Annotated in this window: 20 protein-coding genes; 15 read left to right on the forward strand and 5 right to left on the reverse strand. The window is 52.6% G+C overall.

The genetic code is table 11. From position 1 onward, the window contains the following. Positions 1-215: 215 nt before the first annotated feature. Complete coding sequence (locus P771_RS0114665) at positions 216-446, reverse strand: hypothetical protein (RefSeq protein WP_035244783.1); 231 nt, start codon at positions 444-446, stop codon at positions 216-218. Positions 447-783: 337 nt separating this feature from the next. Between P771_RS0114665 and hisF the strand changes: the two genes are divergently transcribed. The 14 genes from hisF to trpA all read left to right on the forward strand — a co-directional run bounded on the left by hisF (position 784) and on the right by trpA (position 14,975). Further along, a complete protein-coding gene (gene hisF, locus P771_RS0114675) occupies positions 784-1,548 on the forward strand; it encodes an imidazole glycerol phosphate synthase subunit HisF (RefSeq protein ID WP_028575725.1) in 765 nt (254 codons plus the stop codon). Between the two features lie 135 nt (positions 1,549-1,683). Beyond that, a complete protein-coding gene (locus tag P771_RS17880; protein ID WP_084301980.1) occupies positions 1,684-2,508 on the forward strand; it encodes an SAM-dependent methyltransferase in 825 nt (274 codons plus the stop codon). 321 nt (positions 2,509-2,829) lie between these two features. Further along, on the forward strand, positions 2,830-3,630 hold the full coding sequence (locus P771_RS0114690) for a 2-amino-3,7-dideoxy-D-threo-hept-6-ulosonate synthase (protein WP_028575726.1): 801 nt from the start codon (positions 2,830-2,832) through the stop codon (positions 3,628-3,630). A gap of 96 nt (positions 3,631-3,726) precedes the next feature. After that, the gene (locus tag P771_RS0114695) at positions 3,727-4,701 is read left to right on the forward strand and encodes a 3-dehydroquinate synthase II (RefSeq protein ID WP_028575727.1); all 975 of its coding nucleotides are present in this window, start codon (positions 3,727-3,729) and stop codon (positions 4,699-4,701) included. Between the two features lie 3 nt (positions 4,702-4,704). Next, positions 4,705-5,793, forward strand: coding sequence for a prephenate dehydratase (pheA, locus tag P771_RS0114700; RefSeq protein WP_028575728.1), 1,089 nt, complete (start codon positions 4,705-4,707; stop codon positions 5,791-5,793). A 50-nt stretch (positions 5,794-5,843) separates the two neighbouring features. Next, complete coding sequence (gene aroA, locus P771_RS0114705; protein ID WP_028575729.1) at positions 5,844-7,187, forward strand: 3-phosphoshikimate 1-carboxyvinyltransferase; 1,344 nt, start codon at positions 5,844-5,846, stop codon at positions 7,185-7,187. A 75-nt stretch (positions 7,188-7,262) separates the two neighbouring features. Beyond that, the gene (locus P771_RS0114710) at positions 7,263-8,039 is read left to right on the forward strand and encodes a prephenate dehydrogenase (RefSeq protein WP_028575730.1); all 777 of its coding nucleotides are present in this window, start codon (positions 7,263-7,265) and stop codon (positions 8,037-8,039) included. A 278-nt stretch (positions 8,040-8,317) separates the two neighbouring features. Beyond that, positions 8,318-9,727 (forward strand): anthranilate synthase component I family protein, encoded by a 1,410-nt coding sequence (locus P771_RS0114715; protein ID WP_028575731.1) that lies wholly within the window; start codon positions 8,318-8,320, stop codon positions 9,725-9,727. Next, the gene (locus P771_RS17885) at positions 9,702-10,322 is read left to right on the forward strand and encodes an anthranilate synthase component II (RefSeq protein WP_051617428.1); all 621 of its coding nucleotides are present in this window, start codon (positions 9,702-9,704) and stop codon (positions 10,320-10,322) included. Before P771_RS0114715 ends, P771_RS17885 begins: the two co-directional genes overlap by 26 nt. Further along, positions 10,300-11,292 carry an anthranilate phosphoribosyltransferase gene (gene trpD / locus P771_RS0114725; protein WP_028575732.1) on the forward strand — a complete coding sequence of 331 codons (993 nt, stop codon included), beginning with the start codon at positions 10,300-10,302 and terminating at the stop codon, positions 11,290-11,292. The genes P771_RS17885 and trpD overlap by 23 nt, the downstream gene beginning before the upstream one ends. A gap of 1 nt (position 11,293) precedes the next feature. Then, entirely contained in the window at positions 11,294-12,067 is a 774-nt protein-coding gene (locus tag P771_RS0114730) for an indole-3-glycerol-phosphate synthase (protein ID WP_244147340.1), read from the forward strand. Further along, positions 12,064-12,678 carry a phosphoribosylanthranilate isomerase gene (locus P771_RS0114735; RefSeq protein ID WP_028575734.1) on the forward strand — a complete coding sequence of 205 codons (615 nt, stop codon included), beginning with the start codon at positions 12,064-12,066 and terminating at the stop codon, positions 12,676-12,678. Before P771_RS0114730 ends, P771_RS0114735 begins: the two co-directional genes overlap by 4 nt. Positions 12,679-12,825: 147 nt before the next feature. Continuing rightward, positions 12,826-14,001, forward strand: a complete 1,176-nt coding sequence (gene trpB, locus P771_RS0114740) for a tryptophan synthase subunit beta (RefSeq protein WP_028575735.1) — start codon at positions 12,826-12,828, stop codon at positions 13,999-14,001. 203 nt (positions 14,002-14,204) lie between these two features. Continuing rightward, positions 14,205-14,975 carry a tryptophan synthase subunit alpha gene (gene trpA, locus P771_RS0114750; protein WP_028575736.1) on the forward strand — a complete coding sequence of 257 codons (771 nt, stop codon included), beginning with the start codon at positions 14,205-14,207 and terminating at the stop codon, positions 14,973-14,975. A 1-nt stretch (position 14,976) separates the two neighbouring features. Here the strand turns inward: trpA and P771_RS0114755 are convergent, their stop codons facing one another. The 4 genes from P771_RS0114755 to P771_RS0114770 form a co-directional block, all read right to left on the reverse strand. Next, on the reverse strand, positions 14,977-15,354 hold the full coding sequence (locus tag P771_RS0114755) for a DUF1622 domain-containing protein (RefSeq protein WP_244147341.1): 378 nt from the start codon (positions 15,352-15,354) through the stop codon (positions 14,977-14,979). 62 nt (positions 15,355-15,416) lie between these two features. After that, positions 15,417-15,809 (reverse strand): hypothetical protein, encoded by a 393-nt coding sequence (locus tag P771_RS0114760; RefSeq protein ID WP_028575738.1) that lies wholly within the window; start codon positions 15,807-15,809, stop codon positions 15,417-15,419. Positions 15,810-15,916: 107 nt separating this feature from the next. After that, on the reverse strand, positions 15,917-17,236 hold the full coding sequence (locus P771_RS0114765; protein ID WP_051617431.1) for a YihY/virulence factor BrkB family protein: 1,320 nt from the start codon (positions 17,234-17,236) through the stop codon (positions 15,917-15,919). A gap of 4 nt (positions 17,237-17,240) precedes the next feature. Beyond that, entirely contained in the window at positions 17,241-20,666 is a 3,426-nt protein-coding gene (locus tag P771_RS0114770; protein WP_028575740.1) for a UvrD-helicase domain-containing protein, read from the reverse strand. A 287-nt stretch (positions 20,667-20,953) separates the two neighbouring features. On the opposite strand from P771_RS0114770, the gene bioA reads away from it, so the two are divergent. Beyond that, positions 20,954-22,240, forward strand: coding sequence for an adenosylmethionine--8-amino-7-oxononanoate transaminase (gene bioA, locus P771_RS0114780; protein ID WP_028575742.1), 1,287 nt, complete (start codon positions 20,954-20,956; stop codon positions 22,238-22,240). The last annotated feature ends 38 nt before the right edge of the window (positions 22,241-22,278 follow it).

The raw sequence follows: 22,278 nt of genomic DNA on the forward strand, positions 1-22,278 counted from the left end.
TTTTCTGTGCTCATTTGTTCATTACTTTTCTGCCAGCCACCACCCTGTGGCTGGCAGATTCCTGTAATGCCTTAAAAGTTGTTTTTGCCCACCTTAAAAGACCTTGCTAAAGAGGGGGTTTTCCTCTCAGACCATTAGCCAGCAATGAAATATCAAGCAAAATCAAGAAAATGATTATTTTCTGTTAGAGATGCTTGTCATGATATCCGCTGGGGTTAATCATCAGTTTCAGCTTCCAAAGCTTCACCCAAGTCTTCAATTGTTTCATCAATTGTCCTTCCTGCTCTCTCAGCAGGACCTGCCGGGTCCAAAGCCTCTTCAACAGACTCGACAGCTTCATCTACCTTTTCTCCTGCCTGTTCAGCCGGTCCTGGGTCTGAACAGCCAAGGACCATTACCAGGAATAGTGTACTTAACAAGGCTACCAGGTTTTTAAAGAAAATCATCAGTTCCTCCTTTGCATCGTTATTTTGCTCCATCCATGGAGGCAGCCAGATTACTCAGAGCTGAAATCACTTGAGGGTGGATCACAGCCAGTTCATTTATACTGGATGACCCCCAATTTAGCAACCAGAGTAAACCATTTTTATATTCAACAGGATATAATCTTCTTGCTTGTTTCAGGCCAGAGCAGGGACAGGCTTTTTGTTGAAAGAAAGTCCGGGAAAGGGTAGAAAAAAAGGATATGACCTGCTTGAGCAGTATTTAATAAGCAGTATTCTGAAAGACACGATCAGGTTATCCAGGAAGTCCGAAAACATTTTGCCTAAAGGAAGATTGAGCATGAAGACTATAAAGATAATGCCCTGCCTGGACATGAGGGACGGCAGAGTGGTCAAGGGGATAAATTTTGTTGACATCAAGGACGTGGGAGATCCTGTTGAGCATGCCGGTTTTTATCAGCAGGAAGGAGCAGATGAGCTGGCTGTTCTGGATATCTCTGCTACTCTGGAAAATCGCAAGACCAGGCTGGAATGGGTCAGGAACGTATCTTCGGTTATATCCATTCCCCTGACAGTAGGCGGCGGAATTTCGGGCCTTGAGGACATTGATGCTGCCCTGGAAGCCGGTGCGGACAGGATTCTCATGAACAGCGCAGCAGTCAGGAACCCCAATCTGGTCAGGGAGGCTGCATCTGTCCATGGTTCAGACCGAATAACCGTGGCCCTGGACGGCAAAAGGAATCCTGAGATGCCGTCAGGTTTTGAGCTGGTGGTGGCCGGAGGAACCAGAGCCACAGGCAGGGATGCCATTGCCTGGGCTCAGGAATGCCAGGATCTGGGGGCTGGAGTGCTTCTGCCCACCAGCATGGACGGAGATGGAACCAAAAAGGGCTATGACCTGGAATTCATCAGGGCCATTTCCCAGCGGGTGAGCATTCCGGTGGTGGCTTCAGGCGGAGCCGGAGAACTGGAACATTTTTATGAAGGAGCAGTTGAAGGGGGAGCTGAAATTCTTCTGGCTGCCTCAGTTTTTCATTACCGGACCTTCAGCATCAGACAGGTCAAGGAATATCTTAAGGACAAAGGTCTGCCAGTTAACCTGTAAGATTATGCGAAGGTCAGCTGATGGATATCCAGGGCTTTTGGATGGTTGTCCGGTATTAGCCCATTGAAAACCTGTCCTTTAGGTGGAGAGGATTGAGTTTTTTCCAATGTATTGAACTGATTTTGGAGACGTAAAATGACAGGTATGGCAAAGATCCTTAACAATCCTGCTTTTCCCAGGTCAAATAAATACGATCCCCAGTGGGTAATGGACAATCAGATGGGTCCCAATGCCCTGTGGCTCATGGAGTGGCTGGCCAGGGATCTGCCCCTGGAGCCCGGTTGCCGGATTCTTGACCTGGGCTGCGGCAGAGCCATGACCAGCATATTTCTGGCCAGAGAGTTCAAAGCCCGGGTCTGGGCAGCTGACCTCTGGATTTCTCCGGAAAACAATTATAAGCGGGTGGTTGAATCCGGAGTGGATGATCTTGTTTTTCCGATCCGGGCTGAAGCCCACGCCCTGCCCTTTGCCCAGGGTTTTTTTGACGGGGTGGTGTCAGTGGACGCATACCAGTATTTTGGAACTGATGTCCTTTACCTGAGCTATTTGAGCCGATTTGTCCGGCCAGGAGGTTTTGTGGGTATTGTTGTCCCTGGCCTGACCCGGGAAATGGATACAATACCCCGGCATCTGGCCGAGCCTCAGCCCAGCGGTAAAATTTTCTGGGAGGATGCCTGTCGAAGTTTTAAAACAGCTGAGTGGTGGATGAGACATTGGGTTGACGATCCTAGTGTGACTGAGGTCAGGACCGACGTACTGAAGGATGGCTGGAGACACTGGCGGGACTTTGAAGCAGCCCTTGAACTCTCGGGCAAGAATATTTTTCCTTCGGACGCCCATGCCCTTGACCAGGACCAGGGCCAGTATATCGGTTTCATTCGGGCCAGGGCCCAGCGGACCTGGGTTGAATCCTTTAACCTGTATGATTCATCCACAGGAATTCAGGTGGGCATTGACTGATAACACCCTAGAATTTAAACGATAAAAAATATCTATGCACAAATTTTTGATTTTTTATAATTTTCTGTTGACATTACCTGCAGTTTAAAATTATGTCCTTTCTCATGTTAGACAACTCCTTCAACCAGACCTATGCAAACTTTTATTTTTGGTATTTTTATTTTAACAGGGCCTGTGGTCTGGAGGGAGAAGTTTAGTCTAGCACACCGTTTAAACTTACAATCCAAAGGGCCGCAGGCAAAAGCCGGCGGCCCTTTTTTTGTATCACCAGACCGGGCCGCGGCAAGCCCTGGGCCTCCAAAACCTGAGGAGGAAGAGAACATGCACTTGGGAAAAGCTATCAGACTGGAAAGGATTTTCAACCGGAACACGGGCCGGACCATCATAGTTCCCCTGGATCATGGGGTGACTGTAGGACCTATCCCGGGCTTGGTGGATCTTCGAACCACAGTGGGCAAGATAGCCGAAGGCGGGGCCAATGCAGTGGTCATGCACAAGGGACTGGCCAGGTGCGGACACAGGGGTGAAGGCAGCGATGTCGGTCTGATTATCCATTTGTCAGCCAGTACGTCCATTTCTCCCTATCCAAATGCCAAGACCCTGGTGGGTTCAGTGGAAGATGCCATCAAACTGGGAGCTGACGCTGTCTCAGTCCATGTCAATCTGGGCGATGAAACTGAAAAGGACATGCTCAGGGACCTGGGCCTGATGGCATCCAGGGCCAATGAATGGGGAATGCCTCTTCTGGCCATGGTTTACGCCAGAGGTCCCAAGGTCAGGGATGAGTATGACATGGATGTTGTATGTCATTGCGCCAGAGTGGGGGAAGAGCTGGGAGCCGATGTGGTCAAAGTCCCCTATACCGGTGACGTGGACAGTTTTTCCAGGGTTGTTGAAGCCTGCTGCATTCCAGTGGTAATTGCCGGTGGAGCAAAGCTGGATAATGGCCGGGACCTGGTTCAAATGGTCCATGATGCGGTTGAAGCCGGGGGAGCCGGCCTTTCAGTGGGTCGCAACGTGTTCCAGCATGACAATCCGTCTTTGCTCATAAAGACATTAAACCAGGTAGTCCATAATGACATGGAGATTGATGATGCCATGGAAATGCTGGATCAGGGATAATTCCTGATCCAGCATTTTTTTTATCTGACTTTTCAGGCAGCCTGGTCCTGGAAAACAAGAAGCACCTGAAACCTATTCCAGAGGATAGCACAACCCATGAGCAGAAAAATATATTTTAAGGCGGTTCCCTTTGACAAGTCTCTGGTGACTCTGGCCCTGGAGTCCGGGGTGGACGCCCTTTTGACCGAGAAAAAGGATATGGAGAAGATATCTGCCCTGGGCAGGACCGAAGTCCTGGATGTAAAGGATTTCACGTTTAAAAAAATCAGAGAGAAAAAGGACGAGGAGGAAGTGGTCAGGCTGCTCAAGTCCGGGCAAAAAATAGTTCTGTCCAGGGAAGTGGAAATCATTCCTGTGGAAAATATCCTGGCCCAGGCCCCGGACGTGGGCATGGAAGTGGATTCAGTAGAAGGTCTTGAAACAGCCCTGGGCATCCTGGAAAAAGGGGTGGACTTTGTTGTGGTGGATGAGAAAGGCGTGTCCCGGCTCAAGGATATGGTAAAAAAAATCAAGCAGGATCAGGGAAGGCTGGATCTTATACCGGGCAGGATCACAGAAATTCGACCCATTGGACTGGGACACAGGGTGTGTGTAGACACCATCTCCCTTTTGAATACCGGCCAGGGAATGCTGGTGGGTAATTCCAGCGCATTCACTTTTCTGGTGAATGCTGAAACCGAGGCTAATCCGTATGTCGCTGCCCGGCCTTTCAGAATCAACGCTGGTGCCGTGCATTCGTATACCTGTCTTCCAGACGACAAGACCACCTATCTTGAAGAACTGGCACCCGGAAATGAAGTGCTCATCGTAGCCAGCGATGGCAGTTCCATGTCTGCGGTTGTGGGCAGGGTCAAGACAGAGGTCAGGCCGATGCTTCTGATCAGTGCTGAGTTTGAAGATAAAAAAGGCAGCGTTATCCTTCAGAATGCGGAGACCATCAGGCTGGTCAATGCCAAGGGCAAACCCATAAGCGTGGTCAACCTGAAAAACGGGGATGAAGTCCTCTGTCGGGTTGATGCAGCCGGCCGTCATTTTGGAATGCGCATTCAGGAAGACATCAGGGAAGAGTAGATCATGGACCAGGAACAGAGTCTGAAAGAAATCAGGACCAGGATAAGCAACCTGGATGAGAAGATTCTGCAGCTTTTGAACAGAAGAGCGGCCTTGAGCCTGCAGGTGGGGCAGATCAAGTCTCAGGCCAGGGACAGCATTTTCAAACCATTCAGGGAAAAAGAAGTGCTGAACGGACTGGCTGGAAAGAACCAGGGTCCGTTGCCTGATGAGCATCTGCGAGCAATTTACCGGGAGATATTTTCCTCCTCCAGGAGCCTGCAGCAAAAGCAGCGGGTTGCTTATCTGGGGCCTGAAGGAACATTTTCCTACTTTGCCGGAGTTGAATACCTGGGTCAGAGTGCAGATTTCTTTCCCAAAGACAACCTGGAAGACGTGTTCAGGGCTGTGGATGCCAGGGAGGCTGAACTGGGCATTATCCCCCTGGAAAATTCTTTGCAGGGCAGTGTGGGGCAGAGTCTGGATCTGTTTCTCAAGTTCGAGGTCTTCATCCACGCTGAGATTTTCTGCCGGATCAGTCATGCCCTGTTGAGCCGGGAAAGTGATCTTGCCGCAATAAACAAGGTTTATTCTCATCCCCAGGCTCTGCAGCAATGTTCGATATGGCTCAGGGCCAACCTGCCGGGTATCCCGGTGATTCCGGATGAAAGCACGGCCCAGGCTGCCAGGAGGGCTGCCAAAGAAAAAGGTGCTGCAGCCCTGGGACACAGAGACCTGGCCCGGATATTCCATTTGAACCTGCTTGAGCAGGGTCTGGAAGACACTCCGGACAACTGGACCAGATTTCTGGTCATAAGCAGTCTGCCTCCGGAAACCGGAAACAAGGAAAAAACCTCTCTGCTTTTTACGGTCACGGACAAGCCCGGATCCCTGGTCACAGCTCTGCAGGTCCTGTCCAGAAAGGGGATAAACATGAAGAAGCTGGAATCCAGACCCATGCGCTTGGAAAAGTGGAGGTATGTTTTTTTCACGGATGTTGAGTGCGACCTGACCTCTGAAGAGTACCGGGAAGTTTTGACAGAGCTTGAAAGCAGCTGCCATTTTCTGAGGATCCTGGGCAGCTATCCCCATGGCCCGCAGATCGGGGCATAGGCGGTGCAAAGTTTGAATTGTTTTACAATAGGTAATCCATGGACACAGTTATGAACAAACCGGTTGAACCCATTATGCTCAATGCCCCCTCATCCAAGTCCATGTCCCATCGGGCCGTTTTGGCTGCCGGGCTGGCCAAGGGGGTCTCAAGGCTGAGGAATGTCCTGGAAAGTGACGATCTGAAACACACCAGGTTGTGCCTCCAGGCCCTGGGGGTAGAGTTTTCTGTTTCAGGTCAGGAGTTACTGGTCAAAGGAATTGGTGGAAAGATTTGTTCAGGAGCTGAAAAGGTTGTCCGCCTTGATGTAGGAGAGTCAGGAACAACCTGCAGGCTCCTGGCCGGGATTGTTGCTGCCGGCCAGGGCGAATTCGAGATATCTGGCCGGGGCAGGATGCATCAGAGGCCCATCAGCAGTCTGGATAAGGCCCTGGGGCCCCTGGGGGTGGATTTTTTTTATACCGGCCAGGACGGATGTCCCCCAGTGAAGATCATCTCCAGAGGTCTGACCGGCGGTGAAATAGGGATTTGTCTTGATGAAAGCAGTCAGTATCTGTCCGGTGTTCTGCTGGGTGCGACTATGGCCCAGGGACCAATGACCATAAATGTTACCGGGCAAAAGATCGTTTCCTGGCCCTATGTCAATCTGACTCTGCAGATAATGGAGGAGTTCGGCAGTTTGGTCCGGATCCAGGTCCTTGAACATGGCAGCTGGCAGGATGTTGATAAGGATATGGTCACCAGGGTGGAGCCGGGTCGGATCAGGTTCATTGTTCATCCCGGAACCTTGACGGCCAGAAGTTATCAGGTGGAGGGAGATTTCAGCAATGGATCGTATCTTCTGGCTGCAGGAGCAATCGGTGACAGGCCGGTCCTGGTCCAGGGCCTGGACTGGGACTCCCTCCAGGGTGACAAGCGTATCCTGGGTATTCTGCTGGAAATGGGAGCCGGGGTGGAAAAAAAGGACAAGGGTATCCTGGTTCAGAAGCAGGAGTTGAGAGGGGTTGACCTGGATATGGGGTCATGCCCTGATCTGGTGCCAACTGTGGCAGTGCTGGCTTCTCTGGCTTCGGACTCTAGCAGGATTACCAATGTGGCCCATCTGAAGATCAAGGAAAGTGACCGGTTGAACGGAGTGTACCAGGAGATCGTCAGAACAGGGTGCAGGTGCAGACTGCTGGATGATGGACTGGAGATTGATCCGGTCCCGATTGAGCCCGGAAAAAGAATTGAGTTTGCAACTTATGATGATCACCGCATGGCCATGGGCCTGTCTCTTTATGAGCTGGCAGGGGTTCAGGTGATCCTGGACAATCCTGGGTGCGTGAACAAGTCTTTCCCAGGTTTCTGGGATGAATGGGAAAAGATCAGACAAGGTCAGATTGGCCTGAAATAGTTGTGATCCAGACGTAAAGGTTGACCTGGATCAGGATGAAAGGTTGCCTGAGATTGAGAATTTTGAAGTATACCAATGAAGTCTGTTAAGAATATAGCCATAATTGGAGGTCAGGGCCGTATGGGCCGGATGCTGGGAAAACGTTTTTCCAGGGCCGGGGCACAGGTCCTGGGCCTGGATCAGCCCCTGCCAGTGAAGGATCTGGAAAGTCTCCTGGCCCCGGTGGACCTGGCGGTTTTAGCTGTGCCCATTTCTGCTTTCACTAAGGTGGTGGACATCATCGTTCCCGGGCTGGCCCCTGGCACTATCCTGGTGGACATCTGTTCGGTCAAAGTCCTGCCCATGATGAAAATGGAAAAAGCATATCCAGGGCCAGTGGTGGGCACGCATCCTCTTTTTGGACCTGAGCCTGAGGCAGGGGAAAAACTCAGAGTGGCCCTGTGTCCGGGAGGCAATGCTGATGCAGGTCACTTGAGCATGGTTGAGGCTGTTTTCAGATCCTCGGGAATGGAAACCTTTAAAACCACTCCCAGGGAGCATGATCAGGCCATGGCCTGCATTCAGGGGCTTAATTTTGTAACCACGGTGTCCTATTTTGCCAGCCTGCCCCCGGAACTGGATCTGGAGAGATTTGCTACTCCGTCCTTTAAACGCAGGCTTGATTCGGCCCGTAAGATGTTGAACGAGGACGGCCTTCTTTTTTCCTCCCTGGCCGAGGACAACCCCTATACCGGTCAGATGATCAGGAGGTTCAAATCCTTTCTGAATCTGAGCGCGGCTGGAGAGCTGGAGCTTCTTCAAGACAAGGCCCTGTGGTGGTGGCGTGATGAAACTGAAAAGGGAGGACCATAGCGTCTTGAAAGTCTGATTTAGTGCAACCAAAAAGACCGCTTCTCCTCCCGGAAAAGCGGTCTTTTTGGTTTGGGCGGTGTGCTCTGGACTGAACAGTTCAGTAAAAGAAACCGTACAGGTCAGCAGGATGCTGGAGACTCATTAACTTCTTCAGAACGGTAAAGGAAATTTTGGGGCAGCAGTTATTTTACTGATGCAGCCCAGACTTCAGAGATTAAAGCCTGGGTGGTGGATTGATACTAACCTTGAATCATAAACATGGAAAAGGGGACGAACGCATGATCAGACTCAAGCAAAAAACAAGTTGCCTGCCGGCTGATACCCAGACTCCGGTATCGCTTTACCTGGGGCTGGTGGGCCGGGAAAAGGGAATTCTTCTGGAAAGCTCTGAAGTGGATGGTCGTCTTGGCCGGTATAGCCTGCTTGCCTGGGATTTTCGGCTTCAACTTTGGTGTCTGAATGGCAAGCTGAGGGTCAAGGTCTTGGATCACCGGCTGGAAAGCCTGCTGGGGCTGGACGGCATGGAGTTCATTCCGGGCCTGCGCAAGGTTCTGTCCAGGATTGAAGTGGCGGCGGACCCAGAATTTGATCTGCCGCCCATGACCAGGGCCTTGTACGGGTATCTGGGCTACGGGTTGAGTGGCCTGCTGGAGCCTAAGCTGGCCAGAGTTCTGCCGGCTGAAGAAACTGAAGCCCAGCTGGTTCTGCCCGGTCGGATACTGCTCATGGATCACCTGCACCACCATTGTTATTTTCTTGGCCTGGACAGTGACCTGTCCCTGCCCCGGCCCAAGCCTTCCAGAACCGGATCCCAGTTTAAGGTGGGCAGGATCTCCACTGTGCCTGATCAGGAAACCTACCAGGACCGGGTCTTGAAAACCAAGGAGCTCATAAGGCAGGGAGAGGCCATTCAGGTTGTTCTGTCCACCAGGTTCCAGGCGTCTTTCAAGGGTGACCCATTCCTGGTCTATCGCCACCTGCGCCGGATCAACCCCTCGCCCTATACCTTTTACCTCAAGCTTGAGGACATCACCCTGATGGGCTCTTCGCCTGAGCTCATGGTCAAATGCGGCCGGAACCAGCTCCAATTGAGACCCATTGCCGGGACCAGACCCAGGGGGGAGACTGAAAAGGAAGACCAGGCCCTGGCTGATGAACTTGTGGCTGATGAAAAGGAACGGGCCGAACACGTCATGCTGGTTGACCTGGGCCGTAATGATCTGGGCCGGATGGCTGATCCAGGTACTGTTGAGGTGGAAAAATTCATGCAGGTGGAGCGCTTTTCCCATGTCATGCATCTGACCTCATACTTATCAGCCAAACTGAAAAAGGACCTTGATGCAGTGGACATCCTCAAGGCTTCTTTTCCGGCAGGCACGGTTTCCGGAGCTCCCAAGATCAGGGCCATGGAAATTATTGGTGAAATGGAGGATGCACCGCGTGGACCGTATGCCGGGGCCATCGGCTGGATCGGGCTGGACAAGGGAGAGGTGAATCTGGATACAGGCATAACCATCAGAAGCCTGTGGATCAGGAACAACAGGATCCACTGGCAGGCCGGGGCAGGGGTGGTTTATGACTCGGTCCCGGATAAGGAGTGGCAGGAGTGTTTCAACAAGGCCAAGGCCATACGCAAAGCATTAACCTATACCGGAGGCACAGATGATTTTGCTCATAGACAACTTTGATTCCTTTACTTTCAACCTGGTTCAGGTGCTTCAAAAAATGGCTGTGGAACCGGTTGTGGTTAGAAACGATGATCCATTTGTTTTTGAGGCCCTGGAAGGGAAGCTGGAGGCGGTGATCATATCTCCCGGACCCAGCAGGCCGGAAAATGCCGGGCTCTGCCTGGATTTTCTGACCAGATTGAGACCGGAAACGCCTGTGCTGGGGGTGTGTCTGGGGCATCAGATCCTGGGATATTTTGCCGGGGCAGAGGTCCGGGTGGCAGACCGGATCATGCACGGTAAGACCAGTTTGGTTGTTCATGATCAACAGGGGATGTTTGAGAATGTTCCCAGCCCCTTTGAGGTCTGCCGTTATCATTCCCTGGTAGTGGAGCCGGGACAGGGTCTGGGATTCAAGGTTGGTGCCAGGACCAGGGAGAATGAGGTCATGGCCCTGGAATATCTGGACCGTCCCTGGATGGGGGTTCAGTTTCACCCCGAGTCCATTCTGACTCCTTTAGGCCCGAAGATAGTGGAAAATTTTATGAGAATAGCCGGTGTTAAGACCCGACAGCTGTACCAGGAGGCCAGCCATGAATATTCAGAAAGCGCTTAATAAGATCTGCGAAAAACAGCACCTTGACTATGAAGAAGGTCTGGACCTGTTCCGGGCCATGTTTGAGGGTCATCTGTCCCAGGCTCAAAGCGGAGCTCTGCTGATGGGGCTCAGGCTCAAGGGCGAAACCGGGGATGAGCTGGGCGCTGCAGTTCAGGTGGCTTTGGAGCGGGCCAGGCTGGTTCAGGGAGTAAAGGGGGTGCGTATTGATACCTGCGGAACCGGGGGGGACGGCAGGAGCAGCTTTAACTGCTCCACTGCAGTAGCCTTTTTCCTGGCTGATATGGGAATCAAGGTGGTCAAGCATGGCAACCGGGCAGTATCCAGCTCATGCGGCAGCGCAGATGTGGTGGAGGCCCTGGGCCTTCCCCTGCTTGATGATCCAGCCAAGGTGGAGCAGGAACTGTCCAGGACAAATTTTGCTTTTTTGTTTGCGCCCCATTTTCATCCCAGCTTTGCCGGTATTGCACCCTTAAGAAAGGAGCTGGGTATAAGAAGCATCTTCAACCTTATGGGGCCCCTGCTTAATCCGGCCAGACCCACCCATCAGATCCTGGGGGTTCCCTTGGAATCTTTCATGCCCATCATGGCTGAGGTCCTTAAGAAAAACAATGTTCAGTCAGCAGCTGTGGTCCATGGGGCTGAGGGATTTGATGAACTCACCCCGTGCGGGCTGAACAGGGTGATATTTATCCGGGATAAAGGCCTAAAAGGGGAGACAATTGATCCTGAGGCCCTGGGCTTCAGGCTGTGCCGCCCCCGAGATATGGTCTGCAAAGACAGGGAGGAAGCCCTTGTCCGGCAAAAGGAGATCTTAAGGGGAACAGGTCCTGGGGCCATGCAGGATATGGTGGCCCTGAACCTGGGTCTGGCCATTCATCTTCTTGATTCTAAAGTGAGCATGCCGGAGTGTATGGATCAGGCCAGGGTCCTGGTCAGGGCCGGACTCAAAAACCTCAGGGTCTGCTGACATGAAAAATCAAATGCTGAACAAATTCATGGCTGCCAAAGAGACAGAAATCAAGTTTTTGGAGAAACTCAAGATCCGGAACGGGCTGCCTGATATCTTCAAGGGTGAGCGGCCTGATCTGATCAAGGAGCTTAAAAAGTCGGGGCCGGTCATAATCGCAGAATATAAAAAGGCTTCTCCTTCCAGAGGGGTGATCAACTCAAAGATATCAGCCAGAGATGCCGCAGCCATGTTTTTCCAAAACCAGGCCGGTGCTGTTTCAGTCCTGACCGAGGAAAAATATTTTCAGGGCAGTCTGGACTATATTGACCCCTTTGTCAGGACCGGTCTGCCGGTGCTGCGTAAGGACTTTATCTTCCACCCTCTGCAGATAAGGCAAACTGCGGCTACCAGGGCTTCGGCCCTGCTGCTCATTGTCCGGGTGATCCAAAGTCCTTTGGAGTTGAAGGCCCTGACAGAACTCAGTCTTGAGCTGGGTCTGGAGCCGGTGGTGGAGGTCTTTAACAGGAAGGAACTGGATCTGGCAGTGGAAGCCGGAGCCAGAGTCATCCTGGTCAACAACCGGGATCTGGACAGGCTGGAGGTGGATCTGAACGTATCCAGAAATCTTGTCCAGGATAAGTCACCCGACCAGGCCTGGATCTGTGCCAGTGGGCTGGAGCATAAAGACCAGATCGCCGAGTTTGCAGGCCTGGGCTTTGACGCGTTTCTCATCGGCACCAGTATCATGGCAGCGGATGATCCTGGTGCAAAACTTAGGGATCTGACCTCATGACCGGGCTGCTGATCAAGGTCTGCGGCCTGACCCGGGCTGATGACCTTGAGTTCTGCCAGAACACGGGAGTTGACCTGACAGGGTTTATTTTTCATGGTCCCAGCCCCAGGTTTATGGAACCGGAGCAGGTCGGTTTAATGGAAAAGAAAAATGAACTAAGGGTGGGAGTTTTTGTTGACCAGGGAGTGGATGAGATCTTGAAAACCATTGACCTGGCCCGGCTGGATCTGGTCCAGCTCCATGGAAACCAGGACATTAATTTTTGCCGGGCCATCGGGCCTGACCGGGTCATCAGGACCTTCTGGCCGGAGGGCTTTACAGATCTTCAGGATTTCCAGGAAGAGCTTGAAGGTTTCAGCCAGGCATGCAGGTATTTTCTTTTTGATGCCGGCAGGAGCCTGGGCGGGCATGGCCGGTCCATATCCTGCCCATGGCTGGAAAGGGTCACAAGCCCCAGGCTGTATTTTCTGGCCGGAGGCCTGGGGCCGGACAATGTCGGGAATGTACTGGAGCTTGGCCTGACCGGACTAGATCTTAACTCCGGGGTTGAGTCCAGTCCGGGAATAAAGGACCCGGAAAAAATCAGGCAGGTATTGAAACTGGTCAGGTAAAAAAATGACTGCATGGTAAGCTGCTACCACCTGTTTCAAACCAGTATTTTTGTTTAAAAGTAACTTTTGGTAATCACGGCCTGGCCTGTGGAAAAAATAACAGTGTTGAACAGTTTTTTGCTTGAGACAACCTAACAGGAGATAAAGATGAGAAAAGGATATTTCGGTAATTTCGGAGGACAGTTTGTGCCGGAGCTTCTGGTGCCGCCCCTGGCCGAACTGGAAAGGGCCATGCAGGATATCATGGACCAGCAGGAGTTTAAAAAGGACCTGGAGCAGGTCTTTGCCGAGTTTGTGGGGCGGCCGACGCCTATCTCCAGGTGCGCCAACCTGTCCCGGGACCTGGGCTTTGATCTGTGGCTCAAAAGAGAAGATCTGGCCCATACCGGGGCTCATAAGATCAATAATACCGTGGGCCAGGCTCTGCTGGCCAGGCACATGGGCAAGGCCTGTCTGCTGGCTGAAACCGGGGCCGGGCAGCATGGCGTAGCCACAGCTACTGCAGCAGCCGCCCTGGGGCTGAAGTGCATCGTATTCATGGGTGCGGTGGATGTTAAACGCCAGAGCCACAATGTCCGGCGCATGGAACTTCTGGGAGCCAGGGTAGAGGCGGTGGAGAGCGGGACCAGGACCCTTAAGGACGCCATTAACGCAGCCCTGAGGTACTGGATTGCCCATCAGCAGGACACCCACTACTGCCTTGGTTCCGCTGTGGGGCCCCATCCTTTCCCTTTGCTGGTCAGGAAGCTGCAGTCCGTTATTGGTGAAGAGGCCAGAGAGCAATTCACCCGGCAGACCGGAAAACTGCCGGACATTGTTGTGGCTTGCGTGGGCGGCGGGTCCAACGCCATAGGGGTTTTTCATCCTTTTACCGGGGACAAGGGAGTACGCCTGGTAGGAGTGGAGGCTGGAGGCCAGGGCACTCCAGATTGTCACCACTCAGCTACCCTGTCCAAGGGAAGCTACGGCGTACTGCACGGGACCCATACTTATCTGCTCCAGACCAGTGACGGCCAGATCATGCCCTCCCATTCGGTTGCGCCGGGCCTGGATTACCCCGGGGTCGGTCCTGAACACGCCTATTTAAAAGACAGTGGCCGGGCCGAATACCAAGTGATTTACGATGATCAGGCCCTGGAGGCATTTTACCTGCTGTGCCGCAGAGAAGGCATTATTCCGGCCCTGGAAAGCTCCCATGCCCTGGCCTGGGTGCTGGTCAATAAAGACGGGATCAAGCCTGGGAGCGTAGTCCTGGTCAACCTGTCCGGCCGCGGGGACAAGGACCTGGATATTGTCCGGGAAGTTGAGAGTCAGAAACATTAGGTCCTGCCCAAACAGATACAGCAGAAAAGCTGCCAGGGCTCTTCTGGCAAGATCAGGCCAGACCAAGGTTTCTGAAGGAGTTTCAGAGAATCATTCCGGCCCCTGACCATTAACCTGGAAAGATTATCCCTGGACTGTCTATCTGCCTTGAGCATGGAATATTGGATGTTGGGACAGCAAAAAACAGCATGAAAGGAGTGAAAATGAAAACCGACAATATACTGACCTTGAAGATTCAGCAGGCCCTAAACCAGGGCCGGAGCGCTCTGATTCCCTTTGTGCCGGCAGGATTTCCTGACAAGGATACCTTCCGGGAGACTATCATGGAACTGGACAGATCTGGAGCGGACATCATCGAGATCGGGGTCCCTTTTTCTGATCCTGTGGCTGACGGTCCTGTTGTGGAAAAAGCCTCCATCAGGTGCCTGGAGCAGGGTGTGAATCTGACCTGGATCATTGAAAAGCTGAAGTCATACCGGACAAGGATAAAGGCCGGCATTGTGCTCATGGGCTACTTTAATCCTTTTCTGCAGTACGGGCTGGAGAGGCTGGCCTCAGAAGCGGATCTGGCTGGAGTAAACGGGCTGATCATTCCGGACCTGATCTTTGAAGAGGCAGAGCCTTACCTGGATACATTTGAGCAAGGCAACCTGTCCCTGGTGCCTTTGGTGGGGTTGAATACGCCCAGGGAACGCATGCAGAAATATGCCGGACTGAATCCGGCCTTTGTTTATCTGGTCTCGGTTCTGGGAATTACCGGGACCAGGCTGGATGCTGATGGGCTGTTGAAGAACAAGCTGGCAGAGGTCAGGGAAGTGTTTGCCTGCCCTGCAGCCCTGGGCTTTGGTCTAAGTTCAAGGGAGCAGCTGAAGCCTCTGGCCGGCCAGGTGGACGCAGTAGTCTTTGGCAGCGCGTTGATAAGGCACCTGGAAGAGGGAAAAAAGGCCGGAGAATTTATGGCGGCCTGGGTTTAGCTCAGTCTTTCTCAGCCTCAGGCGGTCTTTTCCAGGGCAGATGGCCGTTGATTTCAATCTCCAGGGAAAAGCTGAGAAAAGTCCGGATCAAAACCAGAATACCCAGCACAGTCAGGTGGTGCAGTTCAAAGCCGTGGGTGGTGGTCATTATAATATCTCCGGCCACCAGGAGTTCAAGACCCAGGAGGATGGCCTTGCCCATACCCTTGCGGTATTTTCCGTAAAACCGGTTCATGTCCCTGTAAATCCAGGCCCTGTAAAGAAAAAGCCCGGTGGTGGCCACTACTCCAGCGCAGATGACGGTCACCCCAAGGATCTCCAGGGACATGGCAGCATAGTACATGCTGGTCTTGAACAGGCCGTCGCTCAGTTGGAACATTGATCAGCCCTCCCTGTCCGGCAAAGGTGTGGTCCGGACTTTTTCCCCGGAAAAACCGGATTTCAACCAGTCGAAATGATTAAGGGTATTTTGTGCAGGTCCCGGGATTCCTCTGCAGTGCTGCCCAGACTCCAATTGATGCTGCCGTGGTTCAGTCCCAGAAGTCTGGCAATGTCGTCCACCAGCCCGGACAGATTTATTAGGGGATGCCTGCCCAGGACATGGGGCAGGCCGTAGGTCATATTGCAGGCCAGACACTTGCCCGGCCTCTGAATTAGTCTGAAGCTAAAAAAAATGCGGTTGTCCCTGATGCCTTCAAAGCCCAGCCTGATGTCAAAGTGACTGTCCTCCTGGTCACCGTAAAAAGCCTCAAAGAAATCATTGCTTCGTTCAATGGGAAAAAGATCTTCCAGTGCCTCGGGGGTCAGAGTCTGAGCTATTTTGTCTTTATCCATCTGTACTTCCTTATTATTTTGCGGCCAGAAATCTCTTCGGCCATGATGAAACCAGAGTAATGCCAGCCTGGCAGCCTCAGAAGGTCAGCAGGTTAACCGGCAGATCTCTACAGGTCCTTGAGCAGGATATTTCCTGGTGATTTTTCAACCAGTTCCTGGAATCCATCCAGGGTTTCCGATATTTTTTCCCAGGCCTTGGTGTCAGCCACGGGAATGTCAGTGGTCCCGCTCTGGTCCATTTTCTTGAGGGCCAGGCCCAGAGTAATGGTGTTGATGTCCAGCCCGGGCTGGTACAATGGGTCTGCATCATGCTGACTGGAAATTTCCACCATGAGTCCGGCTGCCAGCAGTTCTCGGGTGACCTGATTCACCAGTCTGGGGGGAAGACCCAGACTTTGGCAAATTTCCTCCAGGGATGTGGCCTCCCCATGGTTCATAAATCTGGTTATGACCTGGTGCAGGACCAGCAGGGAAATCTTTTGCTTGTACCTCAAGCTTATTTTTTTGATTTCCGAGGCAAAAATATAGCGTTTTACGTTTTCATATGCAAATGAGAGTTCAGCTCCCAGAAGCACGATCATCCAGCTGAGCTGGAGCCAGATGAGAAACATGGGCAGGGCTGCAAAGCTTCCATAGACAGCGTTGTATTTGACCGCTCCCACCTGCAGGGAGATGTAGGCCCACTGCATGAGCTGAAAAAGGGTTCCGGAAATGATTCCGGCGGCAAGGGCCGGTTTCAGCCTGACTCTGGTGTTGGGCATGGCCATGAGCAAAAAAGTGAAAAGCATCCAGATCAACATGTAGGGCAGGACCCTGGGTGCCAGGTCAGCCACAAAAGACATGAAGCTCAGCCACCTGGATTCTGAAACGATTTGGCTGAGTTCCGTGGATATATACAGGGTCATGCTGCCGGACAGGACTACGACCACGGGTGCAATAAGCATGATGGACATGTACTCGGTGATTTTTTTTACCCAGCCCCGTCCCTGGTTCACCCCCCAGATGGCGTTGAATGAGTATTCGATATTGGTCAGGACTTTAAGGACGGACCATAGCAGAAATAAGAAGCCGATGCCCGCTATGAGGCCGCCCCTTGTTTCTTCCAGCAGGGAATAGGAAAACCCTATGACCTGTTCCAGTATTTCCTCATGTGAGCCCAGGTAATATTCGATCTGTCTGTTTAAGGCATCTTCCAGGCCAAAGCCTTTGGCAATTCCAAAGGCCATGGCCAGGACCGGAACAATGGACAAGAGGGTGTAATAGGTCAGGGCAGAGGCCCTGCGCATGCAGTCGTCCTTGGCAAATTCCCGGACAGCCACCAGGATCACCCGCAGATGGTGGACCAGAAAAGCCCTGAAGCCGGACAGATTGCTGATGTCTATGCGCCAGATGGTTGTCTGCAAAAATTCAATAATTTTTCTGAACATGACTTTATTCCCTGATTTCACGCCATGATGTCAGCAGAGGAAAAAACAGTCCCGCCCTGACCGGTCTGTGATCCATCACCTTCATGATCCGCATGTACTTCAAGATCTGGGGCCGGTATCTATCCATCTCCCGGTCCAGAAATTCATCCAGGCCTCCACCTTCGTGGATGCTGGTCTTGAAGTCAATGATCCATCGGACATCATCCTGATCGATAAAAGTACGGTCCAGGATTACTCTGGTATTTTGTCCGTCAATGAAGGCACTTATATCGTATTCAGATCGGGCATGGTTATGGCTGTCCAGTATCCACCGGCCCAGGGGGTGGGTGAGGGTGTTTTTCACAGCCTGCAATACCTTGCCTGATGCCAGCTCCAGGTCCTGATTGCTGACTCCCAGATCCAAAAGAAGCCTCTCAATAAAGGTCATTTGGGCTTCAATCCCTTTAAGGGGCCAGGCATCCAGTCCCTGTTCTGATATGATTCTCAGCAGGTTATGGACAGCAGTTCCTATGTGTCTGGCAGTATCCCCGGCCCAATGGTAGGTCACAGGCTCCTCAGGGTTGTCAAGGCGGACCGGCTGGGCATGAGGATATCCAAATCCCGGCACTTCCGGCATGACCCAGCTGGAAGCCAGTCTGGTCAGCCTGTTGTGTTTGGCAGGACTGTCTGTTCCGGGCAAAGCTTCCTCCCCGGTCCTGGATGGCAGTTCATTCTGAAACAGGTCCTGCAGACTGTCCCACATGGTCCACAGCATGGAGCTTTTTGGCGGGGTCCGAATGGCTGTTTTGGCCCGGGCAGAGCTCCCTGTTGCAACCGATCCCAGCAGGTGCAGTCTTTTTACTGCCCTGGTTGCGGCTACGTACATGAGGCGTCCGGTCTCGTTCTGGTCCCGGTCTTTTTTCAGGCCTTCGATGAATCTGTAGGTGGGGAGGTGCTCTCCACCCGGGGCAGCAATGGGAGCCAGAAAAAGTCTTGGCAGATCTCCATCATTCTGTCCGGCAACCTCCATGAACTGCAGGAGCAGCTTGCCCGAACTGCCAGTGGTCTTTTCCAGCCCCGGGATGATTACTGTATCAAATTCCAGACCTTTGGCCTTATGAATGGTCATGACTTTGAGCCGGTCCCCTGCCTGCGGATCAGGCAGGGAGTAAAGGCCCTGCAGGGAATTTTCAAGGGCAGACAGGTCTTCGATGGTATAATTTTCCTGGAACCATTCAAGGTGATTAAAAAACGATTCAGCGTTTTCCAGTTCCTGGTCGGTTCTGATGCAGGCCGGTCCTCCCAGAGCGTGCCAGATTCCCTGGACAAGGGTGGATAGAGGTTTTCGCAGCCGGTTTTCCCAGGCAGGAATGAGTACCTTTCTGACCCTGTCCAGCCGGTCCAGTCCATCCGGGCTCAACTTCCTGACTTCATCCAGACGGATGATCCTTTCCAGGATGGCCGTCTGGTCATGCGGCTGTGAAAGTCTGGACAGGTCCTTGAGATCCAGCCCGGCCCAGGGGGCTCTTAATACAGCCAGCCAGGATAATCTGTCGTTGGGTCTTAAAAGGGCTCTGGTCAGGGCCAGCAGGTCAGCCACGATCCTTTTGTCTCCAAGGGATTCTATTTCCACTGCCTGGAAGGGTATCCTTCTTTGGCGAAGTTCCCGGACGATTTCCTGGAGATGGTTCCTGGTCCTGACCAGGACAGCGATGTCTTCGTCTGGATGGGCCTTGCTGGTTTGTCTGATGATTTCCAGGACTTTTGCGGCTTCGTCTCCAGTCCGGGGGTCCACAAAGGGGTGTACCTGGACCAGTCCGCCATCGTCCTTGGCTGCAGACATGGCAGAGTATGTCACAGATCCTCTGACATGATCCTCCAGATCCTGGAAAACAGCGGGAAAGACCTGGTTGACCCATTCCACCACTGCTGGAGATGACCGGAAATTTACCTTCAGCTGGATCGGTTCCAGTAAGATTTCGCCGATGCTGTTTTGTCTGGTGTTGAGAAAAACACCCACATCGGCATCCCTGAAGGCGTAAATGGACTGCATGGGATCTCCAACAGCAAACAGGGTTCGGCCATCATCCCTGGTCCAGCCGGAGGTGAGCATGGTCAGCATCTGGTGCTGGGTTATGCTGGTGTCCTGGAATTCATCAAACAAAACATGCTTAACCTGAAAGTCCAGGCGCAGAAGCAGCTCAGAGGGGGCATCGGCATGGCCCAGGGCATTGAGGGCTGCCCTGGAAACTTCTGGATAATCAACGGTTCCATTTTGGTGCATGACCAGATGAAGCTGGGCTGCTGCCATTTTCAGGACTCTCAGCAGGGCCGAAACAGTCAGCCAGGTCTGATCTGAATATCCGGTTTCAGGCAGGTCAGACAGCCAGGCAATGGACTGTTCCAGCCCGGGGTCCTGGCTGAGGGTTTCCAAAATGGAACATATCATTTCTTTATTTTGGGCAGCCCTTTTTTTCAGGGAGGCATCCTTAAAGCTGGCGCCAGATGGAAAGCCGGTGTTTTTGTTAACCGTTCTCCGCCAGGTCCGGCTGGAGCGGGTGGTCAGCAGTTCCTGCAGTCCCAGCCACTTGCCCAGATCCCTCAGGTGGCCCTGGGGGAGGCAATCCATATCGGCCAGGGCAATGATTGGAGAATCCGGCATTTCCTGGATCAGATTGGAAGCTGCATAGCGGGCGCATTCAAGAAGCCCGGACTGCAGCTCCGGGCTCAGGCGGGCTGCCAGAAGTCTCTTTGCCTGTTCCAGCCTGCGCTGGATCTCAAGCTTTAAGTGTCCTTCCAGAAGTGTTCTCAGGTCCTGATCAGAGGAGATGGGGCTGAGAAGCCTGAGCCAGTGCTCCCTGAGTTTCAGCATGGTAATGATCAGTTCCCTGGTCTTGTTCCAGTCATTATCCAGGTGGAGCAGGACCCGGGAAAGGGATTCGTGCCAGGGAGAGTCCTTTTTCAGCTCAAGTAGGGTGTTCCTGGCTGCTTCTTCATAAAGCGTTTCAGGTTTTTCAGCCACTTTGAGGTCAGTGCCTGCGCCAGAAAAAAGAGGCATCCTGCCTGCCAGATGGAGGCAAAAGGAGTCTATGGTCCTGATCTTGAGGCGGGCTGGATTATCCAGGATATTCCAGCCCATTTTTTGATCCCTGGAAAGGGCACCGGCTGCAAGCTGCCATGTCTTTGCTGCATGGGGCTGGGAAGGCTCAGGTTCTGATCCGGCTCGAATCAGGGAGTTGACGACCCGGTTGCGCATTTCAGCTGCAGCTTTTCTGGTGAAGGTGATGGCCAGGATTTCTTCAGGATCATTTACCCGGGACAATAGCCGCAAAAATCTCTGAGTAAGGAGTTCGGTCTTGCCTGAACCGGCCGGGGCCTGGACAATAAAGGATCTTGCCGGATCAAGGGCCTGTTCACGCTGAAGGTAGTCATTCGGGGTATGATTTGCCATGGATTGTTTTGCTCTTTGGTGGAGGAGATGCTGCTGGTTGAAATCTTACGCCAAGTTACAGAAAAAATAAAGAAGAGTGAATGAAGGGCTGAGGATGATGGGAAAGGCAGGGCTTTGGTCCCTGCTTCCTGGGCAAGGCCCCAGCAACCGGTCAGGGTTTTGTTTGCTGATGATTTATGGCCTGGCGGAGTTTTTGACATCCATGTCCCGGCATCATAGATTCAAGACCTGGAAGTCGAAGGTGGAACTTATGCTTACCGCTAACCAGGAATAAAGGGAAAATGTTCATGTCTTGGAGTGAACTTCTGGATTATGACCGTGAGAATATCTGGCATCCGTATACATCCCTTACTGAACCGCTGCCTGTATATCCGGTGGATTCGGCCAGAGGAGTGCGCATCAAACTTGCCAATGGAAGGGAACTGGTGGACGGCATGTCTTCATGGTGGGCGGCCATCCACGGCTATAACCATCCTGTCATGAACAGGGCTGTCAAACGCCAGCTGGACAAGACTTCCCACGTCATGTTCGGCGGGCTGACCCACAAACCAGCGGTCAACCTGGCCATGAAACTTGAAAAGCTGCTTCCAAAAGGGCTGACCAAGTTCTTTTTTTCTGATTCAGGATCGGTTTCAGTGGAAGTGGCCCTGAAAATGGCTCTACAATACTGGAGGTCAAGGTCCAGGCCGGAAAAGATACGCTTCATGAGTCTGGAAAAGGGTTATCACGGGGATACCTTTGGAGCCATGTCGGTCTGCGACCCTGTAACTGGAATGCATACTCTTTTTTCCGGATTTCTGCCCAGCAGTATTTTTGTTCCATCCCCAGAGTCCAGCTTTGGTGAAAAGTGTCTGAACAGGGATCTGGAAAAAATCGACCAGGCCTTAAAGACCCACGGGCCAGAGACTGCCGCCTTTATTCTGGAGCCAGTGGTTCAGGGTGCCGGAGGCATGCGTATCTATTCCCCGGACTATCTGAAAAGGGTCAGGGAGCTTTGCCATGAACACGAGGTGCTGCTGGTGGCCGACGAGATAGCCACTGGTTTTGGCCGCACAGGCAAAATGTTTGCCTGTGAATATGCAGAGATAAGCCCGGACGTGATGTGCCTGGGCAAGGCCTTGACCGGAGGCTACATGAGCCTTGCCGCAACGGTCTGTACTGAAGACATTGCCAGGACCATCTGTTCTGGTTCTCCCGGGGTTTTCATGCATGGACCGACTTTTATGGGCAATCCCCTGGCCTGCTCAGCTGCCCTGGCAAGTCTGGGGCTGCTGCTGGACATGAACTGGAAGGACCGGGTTGATTCCATCGAGGCTCAGCTGAAGAAGGAACTTTATCCGTTGAAAAACTTTCCAGGAGTCCGGGATGTTAGGGTTCTGGGAGCCATTGGGGTGGTTGAGACAACCAGAAAAGTAGATGTGCGCGCTGCCCAGGAGCTGTTTGTGGAAATGGGGGTGTGGATTAGGCCATTTCTGAACCTGATTTATATAATGCCGCCATATATTATTGAGCCCCAGGATCTCAGTCTGCTGACCAGAGCCATGAAAGAGGCTCTCCATTCTATTAATCCTTGACTGAGCCGGGCTTAAGGGGCTAGGAACTGAAAATAATG

The sequence above is a fragment of the Desulfonatronovibrio hydrogenovorans DSM 9292 genome, from assembly GCF_000686525.1.
Taxonomy (GTDB): domain Bacteria; phylum Desulfobacterota; class Desulfovibrionia; order Desulfovibrionales; family Desulfonatronovibrionaceae; genus Desulfonatronovibrio; species Desulfonatronovibrio hydrogenovorans.